The organism is Agarivorans sp. TSD2052 (genome assembly GCF_023238625.1).
GTDB lineage: Bacteria > Pseudomonadota > Gammaproteobacteria > Enterobacterales > Celerinatantimonadaceae > Agarivorans.
The window spans coordinates 3,862,501-3,879,954 of record NZ_CP096670.1 but is presented as its reverse complement, the minus strand read 5'-3'; the positions used below and the strand labels follow the sequence as shown (position 1 = coordinate 3,879,954).

The following is a 17,454-nucleotide window of genomic DNA, read 5'->3' as shown; positions in this document are numbered from 1 at the left end:
TTCTAAGGCTTAAGTATTTCTGTCGCTAAATTAATGCAGTGCATTATAGTTATTGATAATGCTGGAGTAGATTATGAAATTTGTAGATGAAGCAGTAATCAAAGTTGATGCAGGTGATGGTGGTAATGGCACTATCAGCTTTCGTCGCGAAAAATATGTTCCTCGTGGTGGCCCTGATGGCGGCGACGGCGGTGACGGTGGCAGTGTCTATTTGGTTGCCGACGAAAACCTAAATACTCTGATTGATTATCGCTTTGAACGTTTTCACAAAGCAGAACGTGGTGAGAATGGTCAAGGCTCTAATTGTACAGGTAAACGCGGTGAAGACTTAGAGCTGCCGGTACCTGTGGGGACGCGAGCTCGCGATCGCGACACCGGTGAGCTTTTGGGTGACTTAACTCAAAACAAACAGCGTCTGTTGGTGGCTAAAGGTGGCTTTCACGGATTAGGCAATACGCGTTTTAAAAGTAGTACTAACCGTGCTCCACGTCGGAAGTCAAACGGCACGCCTGGTGAAGTTAGACAGCTACAATTAGAACTTCTATTGCTCGCAGATGTGGGGATGTTAGGTTTGCCTAATGCCGGTAAATCAACTTTTATTCGCAGTGTATCTGCCGCTAAACCTAAAGTTGCTGACTATCCCTTTACCACTCTAATACCTAACTTGGGTGTGGTGAGACAGTCAGAAAACCGCGGTTTTGTAGTTGCTGATATTCCGGGTTTGATTGAAGGTGCCGCAGACGGTGCTGGTTTAGGCGTTCGTTTCCTTAAGCATTTAGAGCGCTGTAGAGTATTGCTACACATGGTTGATGTATTGCCAGCTGATGGCAGTGACCCAGCAGAAAATGCAGTGACTATTATTAAAGAACTTGAGCAATACAGCGAAAAGCTGTTTGAGAAACCTCGTTGGTTAGTCTTCAACAAAGTTGACTTGGTCCTTGAGGAAGAAGCGGAAGAAATTCGCCAACAGGTGATCGAAGCGCTAGATTGGCAGGGTGAAGTTTTCTCTTTGTCGGCTCTTGAGAAGACGGGCACGAAAGAAATCTGTAAAGCGATTGGACAATTCATTGAAACCTTGCCGGTCATTGAAGAAGAAATTGCGGAACGTGAAGAAGTTAAATTCCAATGGGATGATTATCATCAGCAACAAATTGATCAAGCGAATCAAGAAGATTGGGATGATGACGATGATGATTGGGATGATGATGACGATCATGGTGTAGAGGTTATTTACCAGCCATAGTAAGCTTAACCTAGTGTCATCTTACTTGGATCGTTGAATGTTACGCTCGTTTAGAAATACTCCGGAGCCTGTCCAGGCTCCGGTTCGTCAAATTACCCTCGAACAACAAACCAGTATTTGTAGAGTAGCCGTGCAAGCTGGCCGCATCATGCAACAGCATGGGGCTGAGAGTAAGCTCATTGAAGAAACTACTGTACGCTTAGGCTTAGCCCTCGGCTTAGATAGCGTAGAACTCGCCATTACCGCAAATGCATTAATTCTGACAGGCTTATCTAATGGGCGTTGTATTACTACCACGCGTCGCGTTTACGACCGCGGGATTAACATGCACATGGTGTGTGAAGTTCAGCGCATTACTATCATGGCAGAAAAACAGCTATTGGATGAAAGTGACGTTGTTAAACGTTTAGCCCGCTTAGTGCCATACAAACATAACCGTTGGTTGGTGGTGTTTATGATTGGTTTATCTTGCGCTTGCTTTAGTCACCTATTTGGTGGCGACTGGTCGGTATTTGGCATGACCTTTATCGCGTCCGCTGTCGCGATGACCTTTCGCCAAGAGATGGCCCATCGACATCATAATCCCATTCTTAACTTTGGCATGACCGCGTTTGTAGCAACCACTATCGCCGGTTTAGCAGTACGTTATGACATTGGTAATCAACCCCAAACGGTAATGGCCGCCTCTGTGCTGTTGCTGGTGCCTGGCTTCCCCTTGATTAATGCCGTATCTGATATGGTAAAGGGGCATATTAGTATGGGGATCTCACGGTGGTTTTTTGCGTCTCTTCTTACTTTAGGGGTGGCCATGGGAATTGCTTTCTCCATGTGGGCGACGGGTGTAAGTGGGTGGTTATAAGATGATAGATTTAATTAAGTTATTAATAGAAGATGCCTTATTCTCTGCGGTGCCTGCCGTTGGCTTCGCGATGGTATTTAATGTTCCGACTAGAATGCTAGGGTTCTGTGCCATCGGCGGCGCGTTTGCGCATAGCTTGCGAACCTTGTCTATATACTGGGGAGTACCTCTGGAGTGGGCCACCCTCATCGCCTCCACGAGTGTGGGTTTACTAGGGGTGTATTGGTCGCGACGTTATTTGATTCCTCGGCCTGTATTCACAGTGGCAGCGGTGATTCCTATGATTCCCGGTAGCTATGCTTTTACCACGATGGTTGGCATAATCAGTTTATACAGTACCGGGTTTAGCGAGCCCTTATTAGCCACCATTATTGAAAACGGCCTACGTACTATGTTTATTTTAATGGCATTGAGTTTTGGTTTAGCCATCCCCTCGGTAGTGATCTATCGCGGTCGGCCAATTGTCTAACCCCTTCAGATTAGGAAAGAATAGAGCAGTGAAAGTAGCAATGATAGCCGCGATGGCAGAGCAAAGAGTCATCGGTAAAGACAATCAGATGCCATGGCATCTACCCGCCGATCTCAAGCATTTTAAAGCGGTGACTATGGGTAAGCCGGTGATTATGGGACGGCTAACATATGAATCGATTGGTCGCCCTTTACCGGGGCGTTTAAATATTGTGATCAGTCGGAACCCTGAGCTGCTTATTGATGGTGTGACGGTAGTGAACAGCGTGGATGCGGCCTTGGCGCTAGTGCCTGACGAAGCCGAAGTGATGATTATTGGTGGCGCTAATATTTATCAGCAGTGTTTACATTTGGCGGAGGTATTGTACCTCACCTTCATTGACAAACAGGTTGAAGGGGACGCACATTTTCCGGATTATCAGCAGTTTCAATGGCAGGAGGTAGACCGTGAGTCTCACCTAGCGGATGAACGAAACCCTGTTAACTATCAGTTTGTTACTTTGCAACGTCAGGTTTAAGCTTTAGCCTCGTCACTTAAGCAAGCTTGGGTATAAAAGCGTTGGTCGTCCCAACGCAACATCGTGAGGTGGTTACCCCATACACAGCCAGTATCTAGCCCATTAACTAATGGGCTTTTACTTTTACCCATTAAGGCTGCCCAATGACCAAATATTATATGGGTTTGTTTGAGGTGCTTCCCAGGAAGCTCAAACCAAGGCCTGAGATTGGGGTTAGTATTTTTATTGGGTGGGATTTTTAGCTCGAAGTCTAAACTGGCGTCTGGAAAGCAATAGCGCATCCGAGTAAATACATTAATGATGTAGCGCAGTCGATCATAACCTACTAGCTCATCACTCCAGTGCGCAGGTTCGTTGCCATACATATTCTGCAGTAACGCTAAGTAATTGTCGCCGGACAACTGGTTTTGCACTTCTTGCCCTAGCTTGAGCGCTTTGCTTACTTTCCATTTAGGGTAGATGCCTGCGTGCACCATCACTACGTCAAACTCTGGATGTTTGGCAATCAGTGGCTGACAGCGCAGCCAGTTGAGTAATTCGTCACGGTCTGGGGCGTCTAATAAAGCGTGTAACTTATCACGGCGTTTGGCGCGATGAATGCCATTGGCCACTGCCAATAGGTGTAAATCATGGTTACCTAATACCACTTGAGCAGCCTCTCCCAAGTCCATCACAAACCGCAAGGTTTCCAATGATTGGGGGCCTCGCGCTACCAAATCACCGGCGAGCCATAGTTGATCCCTTTTTGGGGAAAACTTCACTTGTTTCAGTAGCGCCTTGAGTTCATCTAGGCAGCCTTGAATATCGCCAACGAAGTAGGTAGCCATAACTTACTCTACGCTAGTGCAGCTTGTTAGGGAGGGATAAACGAAAGGCCGGAACTTCAGCTTGAAATTCGTTACCGTCTTCGTCTACCAATGTATACCAACCTTGCATTACTCCTACTTCAGTCGCCAATACCGCGCTACTCGTATAGCTGAAGGGTTTATCTGGCTGTAAATGTGGCTGCTTACCCACCACACCTTCGCCTTTTACTTCATTTATCTCGCCGTTCCCATCGGTAATTATCCAGTGGCGGCGCAGTAGCTGTAAAGCTTGGCTGCTGCAGTTGCGAATAGTGATGGTATAGTAAAAAGCAAATTGCTGGTTTTCAGGAACAGAATGTTCAGGCAAAAATCCAGATTCAATGTCGATATCTAAATCATAATCAAGACTATTACTCATCGCTAGCAGGCGCCTGCAGTAGTTGTTCGCGGTCGATGTAATTAGCAATATCACAAAATTGCTGAATAGTTAAATTTTCCGGACGTAATGTGGGCTTTAAGCCTAAAATTTCCAGTTGTTCAACGGTGAGTAAGTTACCTAATGCATTACGAATGGTTTTTCGACGCTGATTAAAAGCTTCTTTACATACTCTATCCAAGGTGGCTAATGAGGTCAGTGGATATAAGGTGCTTTCATAAGGCTCTAGGCGGACCACTGCTGAGTCAACCTTCGGTGGTGGCATAAAGGCTTCAGGTGGTACTTCTAAAGCGGGCAGAACGCGGCACTGTACTTGAGTCATTACAGTTAGCCTGCCATAGGCTTTACAATCTGGCCCCGCAGCCATGCGTTTTACTACTTCTTTTTGTAGCATGAAGTGCATGTCAGATATTGCGCTAGTAAAGCTCAGTAAATGAAAGATAAGCGGAGTAGAAATGTTATAGGGTAAGTTACCGAATACCCGCATCTTTTGTTCAGGTTTCACCAATTGCATGAAATCAAACTTAAGTGCATCAATTTCATGGATGGTGAGCATGTTAGCTAGCGTGGAGTGCTCGCGCAGGCGTTGCGCAAGATCTCTGTCAAGCTCTACGACTTGTAGGTGTCCGGCAGCGTTTGCCACTGGCTCAGTTAATGCGCCTAAACCTGGGCCAATTTCAACTAAATTTTCACCGGGTTGGGGGTAAATTGTAGCGACGATTTGGCTGATTACAGCATCGTTATTAAGAAAGTTTTGGCCAAAACGTTTGCGGGCGCGGTGCCCTTGATGGACTTGATTATTCATGTTCACGCTCTACCATATCAATGGCTTGTTCAATTGCGGTTATCATACTTCCATGGTCGGCTTCACCAGTGCCAGCGAGTTCTAAGGCTGTTCCGTGATCAACTGATGTTCTAATAAAGGGCAGGCCTAAGGTGATGTTGACCGAGTTTCCAAATCCTTTGTACTTAATAACCGGCAAGCCTTGATCGTGATACATCGCTAGTACGGCATCTGCTTCATCTAAATATTTAGGCTGAAATAGAGTATCTGCTGGCAGCGGTCCGATTAAGTCCATGCCTTTTTCTGCGCGCATTTGGTCTAGTAAGGGGATGATTACATCCAACTCTTCGCGACCTAAATGGCCGTCTTCACCGGCATGTGGGTTGAGGCCACAGACAAAGATTTTTGGCTGCTTAATGGCAAACTTTGTTTTTAAGTCATGATGCAAGATACTAATAATATTGTATAAGCGCTCATGGGTTATCGCTTTAGCGACATAGGCTAGCGGTAAATGGGTAGTCGCTAACGCAACACGCAAGCCTTCAGTGGCTAACAACATGACAACATCAGAAGTGCCCGATTGTTGGGCGAAAAACTCTGTGTGTCCACTGAATGAAACACCCGCTTTATTGATGATGCCTTTGTGAACAGGGCCGGTGACCACCGCCGCAAATTGACCATTCATGTTGCCGTCGCAAGCAAATTTTAAGGTATCAAGCACATAGTGACCATTGGCTTCATCAAGTTGACCTGCCACTGCTGGGCTGCTCATCGAAATGGGCGCAATAGTTAAGGTACCAGCGGCCTGTGGTTTAGCTTGTTGCTCAGGCTGATAGGGGCGTAAGCTTATGTCAATCCCCAGTTGTTTAGCGCGATCTTGAAGTAAGTTGGGATCGGCGATTACCACTAACTCCATTGGCCAGTCACGCTGACTAATGCTTAGTACTAAATCTGGGCCTATACCAGCGGGTTCACCTGGCGTAATCGCGATTCGTGATACCTGTTGGCTCATGCGTCACCATCCAAAATTTCAACGTAAGCTTCTTCGCGCAATTCTTCTTGCCAAGCTTGAGTTTCTTCGTTGAATTTACGGTTAAAAATCATTTGGTATGCTCTATTTTCACTGGCTTTATTGGTGGTGTCAGTAGTACGTTTGTCCAATACTTCCAATAAGTGCCAGCCAAAAGTTGATCTGAATGGTTGGCTTAACTCTCCGGCATTGAGTCGAGTAACGGTATCTTTAAAGGCAGGCACAAAGGATTGCGGATCAGACCAACCCAATTCTCCACCACGTACTGCTGAACCTGGGTCTTCTGAATATTGGCGAGCCAACTCTTCAAAGGTCACTTCTTCTAAGACTAACTGTTGACGAAATTCAGCCAACAAGCTTTCGGCCTTTTTATCACTGAGGATAATTGAAGGTTTGATCAATATATGACGGGCGTTAACTTCTAGGGTTTCAACTTTTTGTAAGCCTTCGGCATCCAGCACCTTAATAATATGCAAGCCTGACTCAGTCCGAATCGGTCCTAGCACAGTATCTTTGTGTTGATTCTTCACGACGCCAGCAAACAATGTCGGCATTTCTTCCAGCGTCATCCAACCCCAATCTCCACCTTCAAGTGCTTTGGGGCCTTGTGAATTGGTCATGGCTATTTGGTTAAAGTTTTCCCCGGCCTTAAGCTGAGAGACAATGCTTTCAGCAAGCTGCTGAGTCGCGCTTTCGTCACTGCCAACCCGCAATAATATGTGGCCTACGTGATAACGAATAGTCCCTTTATCTTGCTCATCAATCAGTTTCATTAGGGCTTGTATCTCTTGTTCAGACACTTTCACTCTGCGCTGAACCTGACTACGACCCACTTCGCCCAAAATTATTTCTGTTCGAATGTCTTCACGAAATTGATTGTAGGTAATCCCTTGTTTTTCTATGTCAGCAAGAAACGCTTCTCGGGTTTTCTTTTCGCCACGGATGATGTTGTCGATAGTGTTTTCTAATTGGCTATCGCTTATCTTGATACCAAGGCGCTCAGCAAGTTGTAACTGCAAGCTTTCTAGAATCAAACGGTTCATCACTTGTTCTTGCAGTTCATCTTTAGGCGGCAAGTCTTGACCGCTAGACGCAGAGTTTCGAACCACTTTATTGGTGAGCTCTTGTATCTGATTTTCGGTAATCACATCGTTGTTCACAATGACTACAACTTTATCGAGCAATTGCTCTTGGGCTTGAACAAGCCCAGCGACTAGCATTACTAGGCCAGCACTAAGCAAAATTAATTTTTTCATTCGTTTCCTACATTACGGCACGCAAAACGCCGCCTACTTTATCATATCTGTGCTAAAGGTTTTTTAATTGTTGAGATAAAATGGGCGGCCATACTTAAAGTTACCACCTTCTAACATTTCTTCTCGGCTGCTGGTATCACTTCCACCTAGTCCTTTAATCTCAAAATCTAAGCGTAGCGAGCTATCGAATTCACCCACTCGGTCAATGCCAGAGCTGTCATCAACATAGGTGCTTTTTAAGCCTCGTTGATAAGTAAGACGAATACCCCAGCAGCAGGAGTTATATTGCAAACCCAAGTAGCTTTCGATGCTTCGGTCTAAAATCATATCGCGATAGTAGCTAGCGACAGCTGATACTTTACTGTGAATTGGCCAAGCCACCTTACTACCTACTTGGTTAATGTCGCTGACCATTGATTCGTCAGCTAAAGAATAGCGATAATTCAATTGAATCAGTTTTTGCGCTTCAGGGCGCCACTCTATCGCGGCATTTGCCTTGTTGAGCTCACTCTCTAAGGTGTCGATTTGTAAACCAACATGGCCATACCAATCTTGGCGAATATTAGCGTCTACTTCAAATGCCAACGCAGAGCTGGAACTGGTTGATGATTCACTATTTGGGGATAACGTGGTTCGGCTGGGCTCTATATAGATAATTTGTCCAAGGCTAAGGCGCAAGGTTTCTTGATTGCTCGGGGATAAAAAGCGCGAGTTAACCCCTAAGGTGATTTGGTTGGCATCAGCAATTCGATCTAAGCCACTGTACCTTTGATCTCGGAACAAGCCGTAATAATCTTGCTGTAAGTAGTCAGTGTCGTAGATGCCAATACTGTTTTGATCGGTGTAGGGGATATAGAGATACTTAATTACAGGCTCTAAGGTTTGGGTAAAATTATCCCCATACCAGCGAGTTTTGCGGTCAAAGTTTAGCCCGCCTTGAACACTCACTTTTGGTAAGGTACGGTTCTCTGAAGCTGAAATATCAAAATCTGCACTAGTACCTTGTGATTGGCTGTAGTAGGTATGCATTAATGCTAAATCGGCTTGAAAAAATCCGGCTGGCACGACATAGGGTAAACTTAGCTTGGGTTCAAAGTGAACTCGCTGGGCGGTGTTTTGGGTTGGGTCACTATGTGCAAAATTACTGATTTCTGAAGCAAAACCAAATTGTAAAGTTTGCCAGTTTAGATCCCAATCGCCTGCAAAACTTAGTTGCGGGAGCAGGGTATGTGGTTGGTCTGTGTCACCCAATACTTGAAAGTCTTGTACTAGCAGTTCGGTATACCAATTTTTGGTATGGTAGCTGACATCACCAGTTTGCAGCAGCTGGTTTTCGTTTACTTTGCCCAGCTTATCACCTAAATCATTGAAGTAATTGTCGTCACTGATCCGCGTGTATTCAGTATTAAAACGCCAGTTACGTTGGTATTGACCTTGGTGATTCCAGTGGACCAAGTACCGGTCCCTGTCTAGAACGCTGTCATTGGCTAGGTATTCTGCATTCACTGTACCGGTGTTTTGACCCAGTAAATAGCGAAATTCACTTTGCAGTTGCATACCGCGACGAGTTAGCAATCGAGGGGTAATCGTTGCGTCAAAATTAGGCGCGATATTCCAATAGTAGGGGGCTGAAATATCAATTCCGTTAGTGGTTGAAGTAGAAACGCTTGGAAATAAGAAGCCACTATGGCGTTGATCGCCGATAGGGTAAGAAAAATAAGGTAAATATAATACTGGTACATCGAATAAGCGAACAGTGGCATTTTTAGTGGTTGCCCATTGTTCTTGTGAGTCGATATCAATTTTTTCTGCGCGAATTTCCCAGCTAACGTCATCGGGTGGGCAGGCGGTGTAGCTGGCATTTTCAAGTGATAGCTGTTGTTCGCCAGTAATTGTTAAGTTATTTGCTGCGCCGCGCCCTTGTTGTTCAAACAGCTGATACTCAGCGGAGTTGAGTGTGGCTTGATGGTCACGTAAGTTTGCATTAAAGGTATCACTTTTAACACTCACCAAATTGTCTTGAAACTCAATATTGCCATCTGCTTGCAGAGTTTGTGCTTGCTCATCAAGTACCGTGTTTTCAGCTTTAAGTACTCTAGGGCCTTGAGAAAACTCTACATTACCGGTGAAGCTTGCCTTATCACCTTGTTTGGCCTGCAGTTGATCTGCTGAAACCATGTAAGGTGCATTGGGATCAAGGGGGCCTAATTCGCTACGCTCTGGAATATGAGCGCGACACTGAGGCATTGATAACGGTGTTTCTGCGCGTGCAGCAAAACTTGAAAGCAACACCGCTAAAGCGAGCGATGTTTGTTGGCACCGTTTAGTTACGAACATATAAATATGAACCATTCCCTGATATAAACAAATTCGAAGCGCGAGTTAGCAACGTTGTGCTTTATGAATTCTATAGTTAAAGTTAGCCGCATATAATACTGGAATTATTGGTAAGCGGCTATTTAAAGGCTGCTATTTAGTATAAGTAATTATGAGTAATAATGTGCGTGAATCTGGTTTACAACAATGGTTGTCAAAAAGTTTAGACATTGAGCTTCCCGAGTTAACAATGATTAGTGGTGATGCTAGTTTTCGGCGCTATTTCCGTTTCGATTATAATGCTGAAAAAACCGCCATCGCGGTGGATGCTCCACCCAGTACTGAAAAAAATGCACAGTTCGTCGCCTTAGCGGGTTGTTTAGCTGAGCACCAACTAGCGGTTCCTAAGGTTGAGGTGGCTAACTTAGAAAACGGCTATTTGTGTTTGGAAGATCTCGGCTCTACGATGCTAGAGGATAAACTTGATGCCAGTACGGCTACTGAATTATATAGACAAGCTAGTGACTTAATCGTTCAGTTACAGACGCTTAATCGATCTCAATTACCAGAAATAGAGTTTTTTGATAGCGAATTTATCGAACGAGAGTTAGCCATTTTTTCAGACTGGTTTGTCGCAAAAGAATTACAAATCAGTGACGCTAGCTGGCAACAATCAGCTCAATGGCGTGATGTTTGCGAGCTATTAAGCTCGGCAATTTTAGAGCAACCTTACGTTGCTATGCATCGAGACTTTCATAGTCGCAATCTGATGTTGAAAGATTCACGCATGGTGATGATTGATTTCCAAGATATGGTTTGGGGGCCGATTAGCTATGATCTGGTTTCCTTATTACGAGATTGTTACGTCGCATGGCCAGAATCCTTGGTCGCGCAGTTAAGCAAAGAGTTTTATCTTTCTCAGAAAATGTTGCAGCAAGTCGATGAAAGTCAGTGGCAACGCTGGTTTGATTTCACCGGTTTGCAGCGACACTTAAAGGCGGTGGGCATCTTTTGTCGCCTTGATCATAGAGATGGTAAAACCGCTTATCGAGCGGCGATACCACAAACGCTGCATTATATTCTCGACGTTAGCGCTCGCTATCCTGAACTGAAAGCGTTGAATCAATGGCTAAGCCCCTTCGCGAAGGGCTTTAATAAATGACTGCGCTAACAACAGCAATGATCTTGGCTGCGGGGCGCGGCGAACGAATGCGACCGCTAACCGATAATTGTCCTAAACCTCTATTAAAGGTGGCTGGTAAGGCGTTAATTGAATGGCATATCGATAAGTTGGTGGCGGCTGGATTTAAGCGAGTGGTGATTAATACCGCTTATTTGGGCCAACAGATAGAAAGCTATTTAGGAGACGGTCAGCGCTGGAATATTGAACTGCGTTACAGCCATGAGCATACCGCCCTAGAAACAGCGGGTGGCATAAAAAACGCCTTACCGTTGATAGCCGCCGATCCTTTTTTAGTGATTAATGGCGATATATGGAATGATTGGGATTATAAGCAACTCGCCAAGCTTGAAATCGGCAGTGTTAATGCCCATTTGTTAATGGTAGAAAACCCTCCGCATAATCAAGCGGGTGACTTTGCCATTGCTAATGGCAAAGTACTTGATCGACCTGAGTTTACATTTAGCGGTGTAGCCGTTTATCGAGCGGCTTTTTTTACTGGTTTGCAAACCGGCAAGCAAGCGCTAGCACCCTTGTTGCGAAAGGCTATGTCTGAGCAGCAAGTGGCTGGGCAGTTACAACCTGGCCAATGGGTCGATGTGGGTACACCGCAGCGGCTAAACGAATTAAATAATCAATTAACAAATAGCAGAGATTAACTATGCGGGTTTGGGGAAAGGTATTAGGGGTATTTTTTGGCTTCATGTTTGGCAACATATTTGGAGCGTTGTTGGGTTTATGGCTAGGCCATCGTTTTGATAAAGCAATGGGGCAAGGCTTTGTCTTTTCGAGTGCGAATAGCCAAGCTGCCCAACAAGAGTTTCTATTTTCGACCTTTGCGGTTCTAGGGCATATTGCCAAGTCGAAAGGCGTAGTGACGCAACAGGAAATTCAAGTCGCTAACTTTTTGATGGATCAAATGCGCCTGCAAGGCGACGCTCGCAGTCAAGCACAAGATGCGTTTCGTCTGGGGAAAGATGCCGATTTTCCTTTAGAGGAGCAGATTGCTAAGTTTGTTGAAGCGGTTCAAGGGCGGCGTGATTTATTACGAATGTTTATGGAAATTCAGCTGCAAGGGGTTTTTGCTGATGGTGTGGTAGACGATAGCGAGCATGCTTTATTAAAGCGAGTCGCTGCTGCGCTGGGCTTTTCAGAGCAAGAGCTGAATTCGATGATCTCTCGTTGGGAAGCTGAACTTAAGTTTCATCGTCACGGTGGAGGGCAACAGCAAAGTGCCCAAAGCAGTGCCAAACAAATTGAAGAAGCCTATCAAATCCTCGGCGTTAGCGAGCAAGATAGCGATCAGCAGGTTAAACGCGCTTATCGTAAGCTAATGACTCAGCATCATCCCGATAAACTCGTCGCCAAGGGTTTACCTCCAGAGATGATGGAATTGGCCAAGCAGCGAACCCAAGACATACAGCAAGCTTACGAACTCATAAAGAAACAGCGTAAGTAAGCTATTTCGCCACCACTTGGTTTTTAGCTCGACCAGCAACAAAGGCTTCTATATTGTCGATAAGCTGGTCAGCTAACATTTGCATATTTTGCTGGCTCGCCCATCCAATATGTGGGGTGAAAATAAAGTTAGGCAGTTGCTGAGCCAACATAAGTGGGCTGCCCTCTGCAGGCGGTTCTTGCTCTGAAACATCAAAGGCGGCCCCTGCTATTTGCCCACTTTGCAAGGCTTGTAGTAAATCCAATTCATTCACAATCCCCCCTCTGGCAGTATTTAGTAACAGCGCGTTGGGTTTCATTAATGCCAACTCTTTCGCGGCGATTAACTGCTGAGTTTCAGCATTAAGAGGGCAGTGGATACTGACGACATCAGCGCAGCTTAACGCGTCGCTAAAGGATACTCTTCCTTGGCGCGGTGATTTGTTTTTATGCTCAGCAAACACCACTTTCATACCAATGCTTTTGGCTAGGTTGGCGGTGGCTTGGCCTAGATTTCCTGCCCCGATGATAGCCAAAGTCTGATTGGCTAAATTGTCTATAGGGTAGTCGAAGAAGCAAAATTGTTTGGCTTGTTGCCAACGACCTTGCTTAATCGCTTGATGGTAAGCCATGAGGTTTCGTCGTAAGTTAAACATCAAACCTATGCTATGTTCAGCAATGCTTTGTGAGGCATAGTCTCTAATGTTGCTAACACAAATGCCTAATTGGGTCGCTGCTGGTATGTCTATATTATTGGTGCCTGTGGCGGCCACTGCAATGAGCGTTAGTTGTGGCAGTGACTTAAGCGTTTTTGCGTCCAACTTGACCTTATTTACCACCAGAATGTCGGCATTTTGGGCCCGTTTAACGACTTGTTGAGGGCTGGTGTTTGGGTATTCTTGCCACTGGTGCGGAAAGCTTGGGCTGCTTAAAGTTACGTTATTAGCTAGGGTTGAGCGGTCTAAAAAAACAATCTGCATTGTTATCCCTTGATGTAAATGGTGGAAAGCCCTTAAGCCTGAATACGATCGTCCTTTAGTTTTCAGCGGCAGTGTTCAGTAACGCGTTAATACCAACCTAAAGAACTAAACCAACCATAAACGGTTTTATTCAATGTGGCACTATTGGGAGCAGTATCGGCCGTTGCTGGTAATAGTGTTTGCCGATAATTAAACTTCTGGTTTTTATTGGTGGCTATTAAGCGCTGCTTACTGGCTGATGCCTGCCATTGATTATAGTCATCAGCATAAATGTCTAGCACTGGAATGGCCAGCAGAGCAGTTTGCGTTGCCAGATGAATATTGAGATTTTTATCGGGATAATAAGCACTGATTAATACTATGCCATCGGGAGCCGGAATTTGTTGCTCGGCAAGAAGCTCAACCAGCCAAGCCCCCATTACCCCTTGAGCGATGATTACTTGAAAACCAAATTGTTCTTGCTGGGTTTGCTTGGCGGTTTCTAGTACGGCTTTTAATTGCAGCTTATAGTTAGCTAGTTGCTCTAGGTCACCACCTGATTGCATTATATTCTTAGACGGTTGCGGCGGTAAGATAGCCCCTGTTTCCCAACCTATGTCTGGTAAGGCTTGGCGTAGTGCATCGATACCTCTAGCGTCACTGGGTGAGCTACCCCAATCAGGCAATAGCAGCGCAGTGCCGCGTTTTTGTGGGGTTTGTTCCTCGAGCCAAACACTGACAAACTGCTGTTGGTCTGCGTCGAGTAGCTTAACCTCCCCAATAATAGGCCATGTGGAAAAATCTTGGGTTTGTGGCTGAGCTGCCACTAAACCACTGATAAATAGGCTTAGCCACAATAATCGAGTTAACTGCACAATGTTGTATGTCCGTATTTACAGGCATGATTACCTTTATCGGGTACTAGACGCAGAAGCTTTAATTAAAAAGGCGGCTGGCAGTCAAATTCTAACCATTTCTCGCTACTTGGGTGAAAAAATCCGAGTTTAGCGGCATGAAGATGTAAGCGCTCAGAATAAGCAATCGCGTCAGGCGTGGCGTAAAATCCATCTCCCGCGATTGGGCAGCCTATTTGTTGCATGTGTACTCGTAGTTGGTGAGTTCTGCCGGTAATCGGTTTTAGTTCTACCAGACAGGTGTGTGCTCTTCGCTCTAAAACTTGCCATTGGGTTTGGGCTGCTTTACCCAGTTCAAAATCAACAATCTGTTTTGGTCGATTGGGCCAGTCACAGCGGATCGGCAGATTAACTTCGCCTTCATCGTCTGCAGGGTGGCCGTATATCTCAGCGTAATAAGTTTTGGCTGTTCTACGCTGTTGAAATTGACGACTTAAATGACTTTGTGCCGGTTTGCCGATGGCCATCACAATTAAACCAGAAGTGGCCATATCGAGTCGATGAACCACTTTTAGCTCAGGCCACACCCTTTGAGCTCGTTGCCAAAGGCTGTCTGGTTCTAATCGTCCAGGTACTGACAATAAGCCACTGGCTTTGTTAAATACCACTACATCATCATCTTGATAAACGATGGTGATAAAGGGAGACATGGGAGGGCGGTAAACAAAATTGGGCATTAGAGAAACTCTGTAAAATAAGGCCTTAGTTTACCTAAGGCCTTGAGTAGAACAACTGACTTAGTTATGTGAGACTAATATCACCCTTAACGCATCCAGTTTAACTTGGGCTTTTTGCAGATAGTCATCCGCGGTATCGCGTAGTTGGCGGAGCGTGTCGAGCTCGTCTTTACGAATACTTGGATTCACCGCACTAAGAGCCTCTAGGCGTTCTAGTTCATTATTTAAGCTTTGTTGCATTGCATCACTGGCATTGGCCACAATACTTGAAAGTTGCTGCTGCGCTAGTTCATTCGCTTGTGCTAGTAAGGGATGAATTTGTGCTTGAGAAGCGCTAACCAGTTTTGCGGCTAAGTGGCGATTTACTGCAGATAATTGCGCATTAAATTGGTCAAAGCTGACATTGTCTGACAGGTTACCGCCATTTTTGTCTAATAGAATACGGACTGGCGTGGCCGGTAAGTAACGCTCAATTTGATATTGAGCTGGTGCACTGGTCTCAACAATAAACATTCCTTCTAAAAATAGGCTGCCTACTGGCAAGGCTCTGTTTTTTAGCAAGGCGACTGAAGTGGTACCAAGATCCGCACTTAAAATCGTATCGATACAGCTTTGCAGTAATGGGTGTTCCCATGACATTAATTGTATTTCGTCACGGCTTAGCGCAGTTTCCCTGTCGTAAGTAATGGTACAACCGTCTTCAGGTAAACCTTGAATAGTTGGCACTAACATCTGTTCGCTGGCATGTAAAACCAGAGCGTTCTCGCCTTTGTCATCTTGATTGATACCAATGGTGTCGAATAAACGCAGGCTAAAGGTAACAAAATGGGGATCTTGTTCTGCAGCTTGAATTTTCTCAACCAGTTCAGTTGCCTTGCTTCCACCACCAGAATGGATTTCAAGTAAGCGGTCTCGTCCCGCATCCAGTTTCTGTTTAACCACATGGTAGCGTTTTGAACACTCCGCAATAAGCTGGTTTAGTTGCTCTTGTTCGGGATTTGTTTGAACCAGCAAGCCATTTAAGCGTTCGCCAAACTCAGCATAAATCTCCGAGCCAGCCGGACAAGTTTGCTCAAAAGCGTTAAGGCCTTCGTGATACCAGCGTAATAAGGTTTCTTGTGGCGTATCTGTCAAATAAGGGACATGGATTTCAATATCGTTCTGCTGACCGATACGATCGAGGCGACCAATGCGCTGCTCAAGCAAATCGGGGTTAATCGGCAAATCGAATAACACGATATGGTGAGCAAACTGGAAATTACGCCCTTCAGAACCAATTTCGGAACATACCATTAACTGAGCGCCAGCTTCATCTTGGGCAAAGTAAGCGGCGGCTTTGTCGCGTTCAAGTAACGACATATCTTCGTGAAATACAGTCGCGCGGATCCCTTCGCGTGTGCGCACCGCGTCTTCTATGGCTAATGCAGTAGCTGCCTTAGCGCAAATAAGCAGTATCTTCTTTTGTTTGTGAGCAAGTAGGAAGCCAACTAACCAATCAATTCGAGGATCAAACTTGCTCCAACTGGCTTCACCTTCTACTTCGCCTTCAAATTGCTGATACAATTCTTCAGGGAACATCAACTGCATGACATCTTTAGACGAAGAACCTTGCATCATTTGATGTACTTTTAATGCGGTTTGATACTGACTCGGTAGCGTTAATGGGTAACTGCTTAAATGTCGCAAAGGAAACCCCTGCATCGCACTTCGAGTATTTCTAAATAACACTCGCCCAGTACCGTGTCTGTCTAGTAGGTGCTGCAATAACTCTTCACGTGCTTGCTGTTGCTGCTCATAACTAGACGCTGCATCGTTGATGATGGTCAGCAAGGGCTCAATGTCATTCTCCCCCAGCAATTCAGTTAGTTGATTGGCTTGTCCTGGTAGCAACGGAGCGCTATCTAATAATGATTGAGCCGCAGTGGCCACTGGCTGATAGTGTTTTTCTTCTTCTATAAAGGCGTGGTAATCGTAAAAACGGTCAGGGTCTAACAAGCGAAGCCGAGCAAAGTGGCTTTGATGGCCTAACTGATCGGGGGTGGCAGTTAGTAACAATACCCCTGCCACTTGTTTCGCTAGAGCCTCAATAATTTGATACTCGCGGCTAGGTGATTGTTCATCCCATTTTAGATGGTGGGCTTCATCAACAATCATCAGGTCCCAATCGGCTTCAAGTACTTGCTCGAAACGCTTTTTACGGCTGCGTAAAAAGTTAAGGCTACATAATACTAATTGCTCAGTATCAAAGGGATTATCCGATTCAGCATAAGCTTCGATGCAGCGGTCTTCATCAAATAAGCTAAAGTGCATATTGAATCGACGTAGCATTTCAATTAACCACTGATACTGAAGTGCATCAGGGACGACAATGAGTACTCGTTTGGCTAAACCAGCGATTAATTGCTGGTGGATAATCAAACCCGCTTCAATAGTTTTACCTAAGCCCACTTCGTCTGATAGCAATACCCGTGGTGAAATTCTTCGGCCCACTTCGCTGGCTATATAAAGCTGATGAGGGATCAGGCTCACTTTTCCGCCCATCAGTCCTTTTAAATCTGACTGTTGCTGTTC

At 45.3% G+C, this 17,454-nt stretch carries 17 protein-coding genes (1 of these 17 only partly in view); 7 read left to right on the top strand and 10 right to left on the bottom strand.

The annotated features are described in order from the left end of the window. The first annotated feature begins 73 nt into the window (after positions 1 to 73). The 4 genes from cgtA to folA are packed head-to-tail and all read left to right on the top strand — an operon-like array spanning position 74 to position 3,088. Positions 74 to 1,243, top strand: coding sequence for an Obg family GTPase CgtA (gene cgtA, locus M0C34_RS17670; RefSeq protein WP_248712984.1), 1,170 nt, complete (start codon positions 74 to 76; stop codon positions 1,241 to 1,243). Positions 1,244 to 1,280: 37 nt separating this feature from the next. After that, positions 1,281 to 2,102, top strand: a complete 822-nt coding sequence (locus tag M0C34_RS17665; RefSeq protein ID WP_248712983.1) for a threonine/serine exporter family protein — start codon at positions 1,281 to 1,283, stop codon at positions 2,100 to 2,102. 1 nt (position 2,103) lies between these two features. Next, positions 2,104 to 2,571: a threonine/serine exporter family protein gene (locus M0C34_RS17660; RefSeq protein WP_248712982.1), complete on the top strand. Its 468-nt coding sequence runs from the start codon at positions 2,104 to 2,106 to the stop codon at positions 2,569 to 2,571. A gap of 28 nt (positions 2,572 to 2,599) precedes the next feature. Beyond that, the gene (gene folA / locus M0C34_RS17655) at positions 2,600 to 3,088 is read left to right on the top strand and encodes a type 3 dihydrofolate reductase (RefSeq protein ID WP_248712981.1); all 489 of its coding nucleotides are present in this window, start codon (positions 2,600 to 2,602) and stop codon (positions 3,086 to 3,088) included. Here folA and M0C34_RS17650 read toward each other — a convergent pair. From M0C34_RS17650 to lptD, 6 genes are all read right to left on the bottom strand, one after another. Next, entirely contained in the window at positions 3,085 to 3,915 is an 831-nt protein-coding gene (locus M0C34_RS17650) for a symmetrical bis(5'-nucleosyl)-tetraphosphatase (RefSeq protein ID WP_248712980.1), read from the bottom strand. The two genes, folA and M0C34_RS17650, sit on opposite strands and share 4 nt — an antisense overlap. Before the next feature lie 13 nt (positions 3,916 to 3,928). After that, positions 3,929 to 4,312, bottom strand: coding sequence for a Co2+/Mg2+ efflux protein ApaG (apaG, locus tag M0C34_RS17645; protein ID WP_248712979.1), 384 nt, complete (start codon positions 4,310 to 4,312; stop codon positions 3,929 to 3,931). After that, on the bottom strand, positions 4,305 to 5,135 hold the full coding sequence (rsmA, locus tag M0C34_RS17640; RefSeq protein WP_248712978.1) for a 16S rRNA (adenine(1518)-N(6)/adenine(1519)-N(6))-dimethyltransferase RsmA: 831 nt from the start codon (positions 5,133 to 5,135) through the stop codon (positions 4,305 to 4,307). The genes apaG and rsmA overlap by 8 nt, the downstream gene beginning before the upstream one ends. Next, positions 5,128 to 6,126: a 4-hydroxythreonine-4-phosphate dehydrogenase PdxA gene (gene pdxA / locus M0C34_RS17635; RefSeq protein WP_248712977.1), complete on the bottom strand. Its 999-nt coding sequence runs from the start codon at positions 6,124 to 6,126 to the stop codon at positions 5,128 to 5,130. The genes rsmA and pdxA overlap by 8 nt, the downstream gene beginning before the upstream one ends. Next, positions 6,123 to 7,400: a peptidylprolyl isomerase SurA gene (gene surA / locus M0C34_RS17630; protein ID WP_248712976.1), complete on the bottom strand. Its 1,278-nt coding sequence runs from the start codon at positions 7,398 to 7,400 to the stop codon at positions 6,123 to 6,125. The genes pdxA and surA overlap by 4 nt, the downstream gene beginning before the upstream one ends. A gap of 63 nt (positions 7,401 to 7,463) precedes the next feature. Continuing rightward, the gene (gene lptD / locus M0C34_RS17625; RefSeq protein ID WP_248712975.1) at positions 7,464 to 9,737 is read right to left on the bottom strand and encodes an LPS assembly protein LptD; all 2,274 of its coding nucleotides are present in this window, start codon (positions 9,735 to 9,737) and stop codon (positions 7,464 to 7,466) included. Between the two features lie 151 nt (positions 9,738 to 9,888). Here lptD and M0C34_RS17620 point away from each other — a divergent pair, with 151 nt between their 5' ends. The 3 genes from M0C34_RS17620 to djlA are packed head-to-tail and all read left to right on the top strand — an operon-like array spanning position 9,889 to position 12,355. Further along, positions 9,889 to 10,878 (top strand): aminoglycoside phosphotransferase family protein, encoded by a 990-nt coding sequence (locus tag M0C34_RS17620; protein WP_248712974.1) that lies wholly within the window; start codon positions 9,889 to 9,891, stop codon positions 10,876 to 10,878. After that, positions 10,875 to 11,555 carry an N-acetylmuramate alpha-1-phosphate uridylyltransferase MurU gene (gene murU / locus M0C34_RS17615; RefSeq protein WP_248712973.1) on the top strand — a complete coding sequence of 227 codons (681 nt, stop codon included), beginning with the start codon at positions 10,875 to 10,877 and terminating at the stop codon, positions 11,553 to 11,555. Before M0C34_RS17620 ends, murU begins: the two co-directional genes overlap by 4 nt. 2 nt (positions 11,556 to 11,557) lie before the next feature. Further along, positions 11,558 to 12,355 (top strand): co-chaperone DjlA, encoded by a 798-nt coding sequence (gene djlA, locus M0C34_RS17610; protein ID WP_248712972.1) that lies wholly within the window; start codon positions 11,558 to 11,560, stop codon positions 12,353 to 12,355. 1 nt (position 12,356) lies between these two features. On the opposite strand, the gene M0C34_RS17605 is transcribed toward djlA, so the two are convergent. From M0C34_RS17605 to rapA, 4 genes are all read right to left on the bottom strand, one after another. Further along, entirely contained in the window at positions 12,357 to 13,313 is a 957-nt protein-coding gene (locus M0C34_RS17605) for a D-2-hydroxyacid dehydrogenase (RefSeq protein WP_248712971.1), read from the bottom strand. A gap of 86 nt (positions 13,314 to 13,399) precedes the next feature. After that, positions 13,400 to 14,167 (bottom strand): DUF3530 family protein, encoded by a 768-nt coding sequence (locus tag M0C34_RS17600; RefSeq protein ID WP_248712970.1) that lies wholly within the window; start codon positions 14,165 to 14,167, stop codon positions 13,400 to 13,402. A gap of 65 nt (positions 14,168 to 14,232) precedes the next feature. After that, positions 14,233 to 14,883 (bottom strand): pseudouridine synthase, encoded by a 651-nt coding sequence (locus tag M0C34_RS17595; protein ID WP_248712969.1) that lies wholly within the window; start codon positions 14,881 to 14,883, stop codon positions 14,233 to 14,235. Positions 14,884 to 14,943: 60 nt separating this feature from the next. Beyond that, positions 14,944 to 17,454 carry the 3' portion of an RNA polymerase-associated protein RapA gene (gene rapA, locus M0C34_RS17590; protein ID WP_248712968.1) on the bottom strand. It continues 408 nt past the right edge of the window, so 2,511 of the gene's 2,919 nt are visible here — the last part of the coding sequence; its start codon lies beyond the right edge, outside the window; it ends in the stop codon at positions 14,944 to 14,946.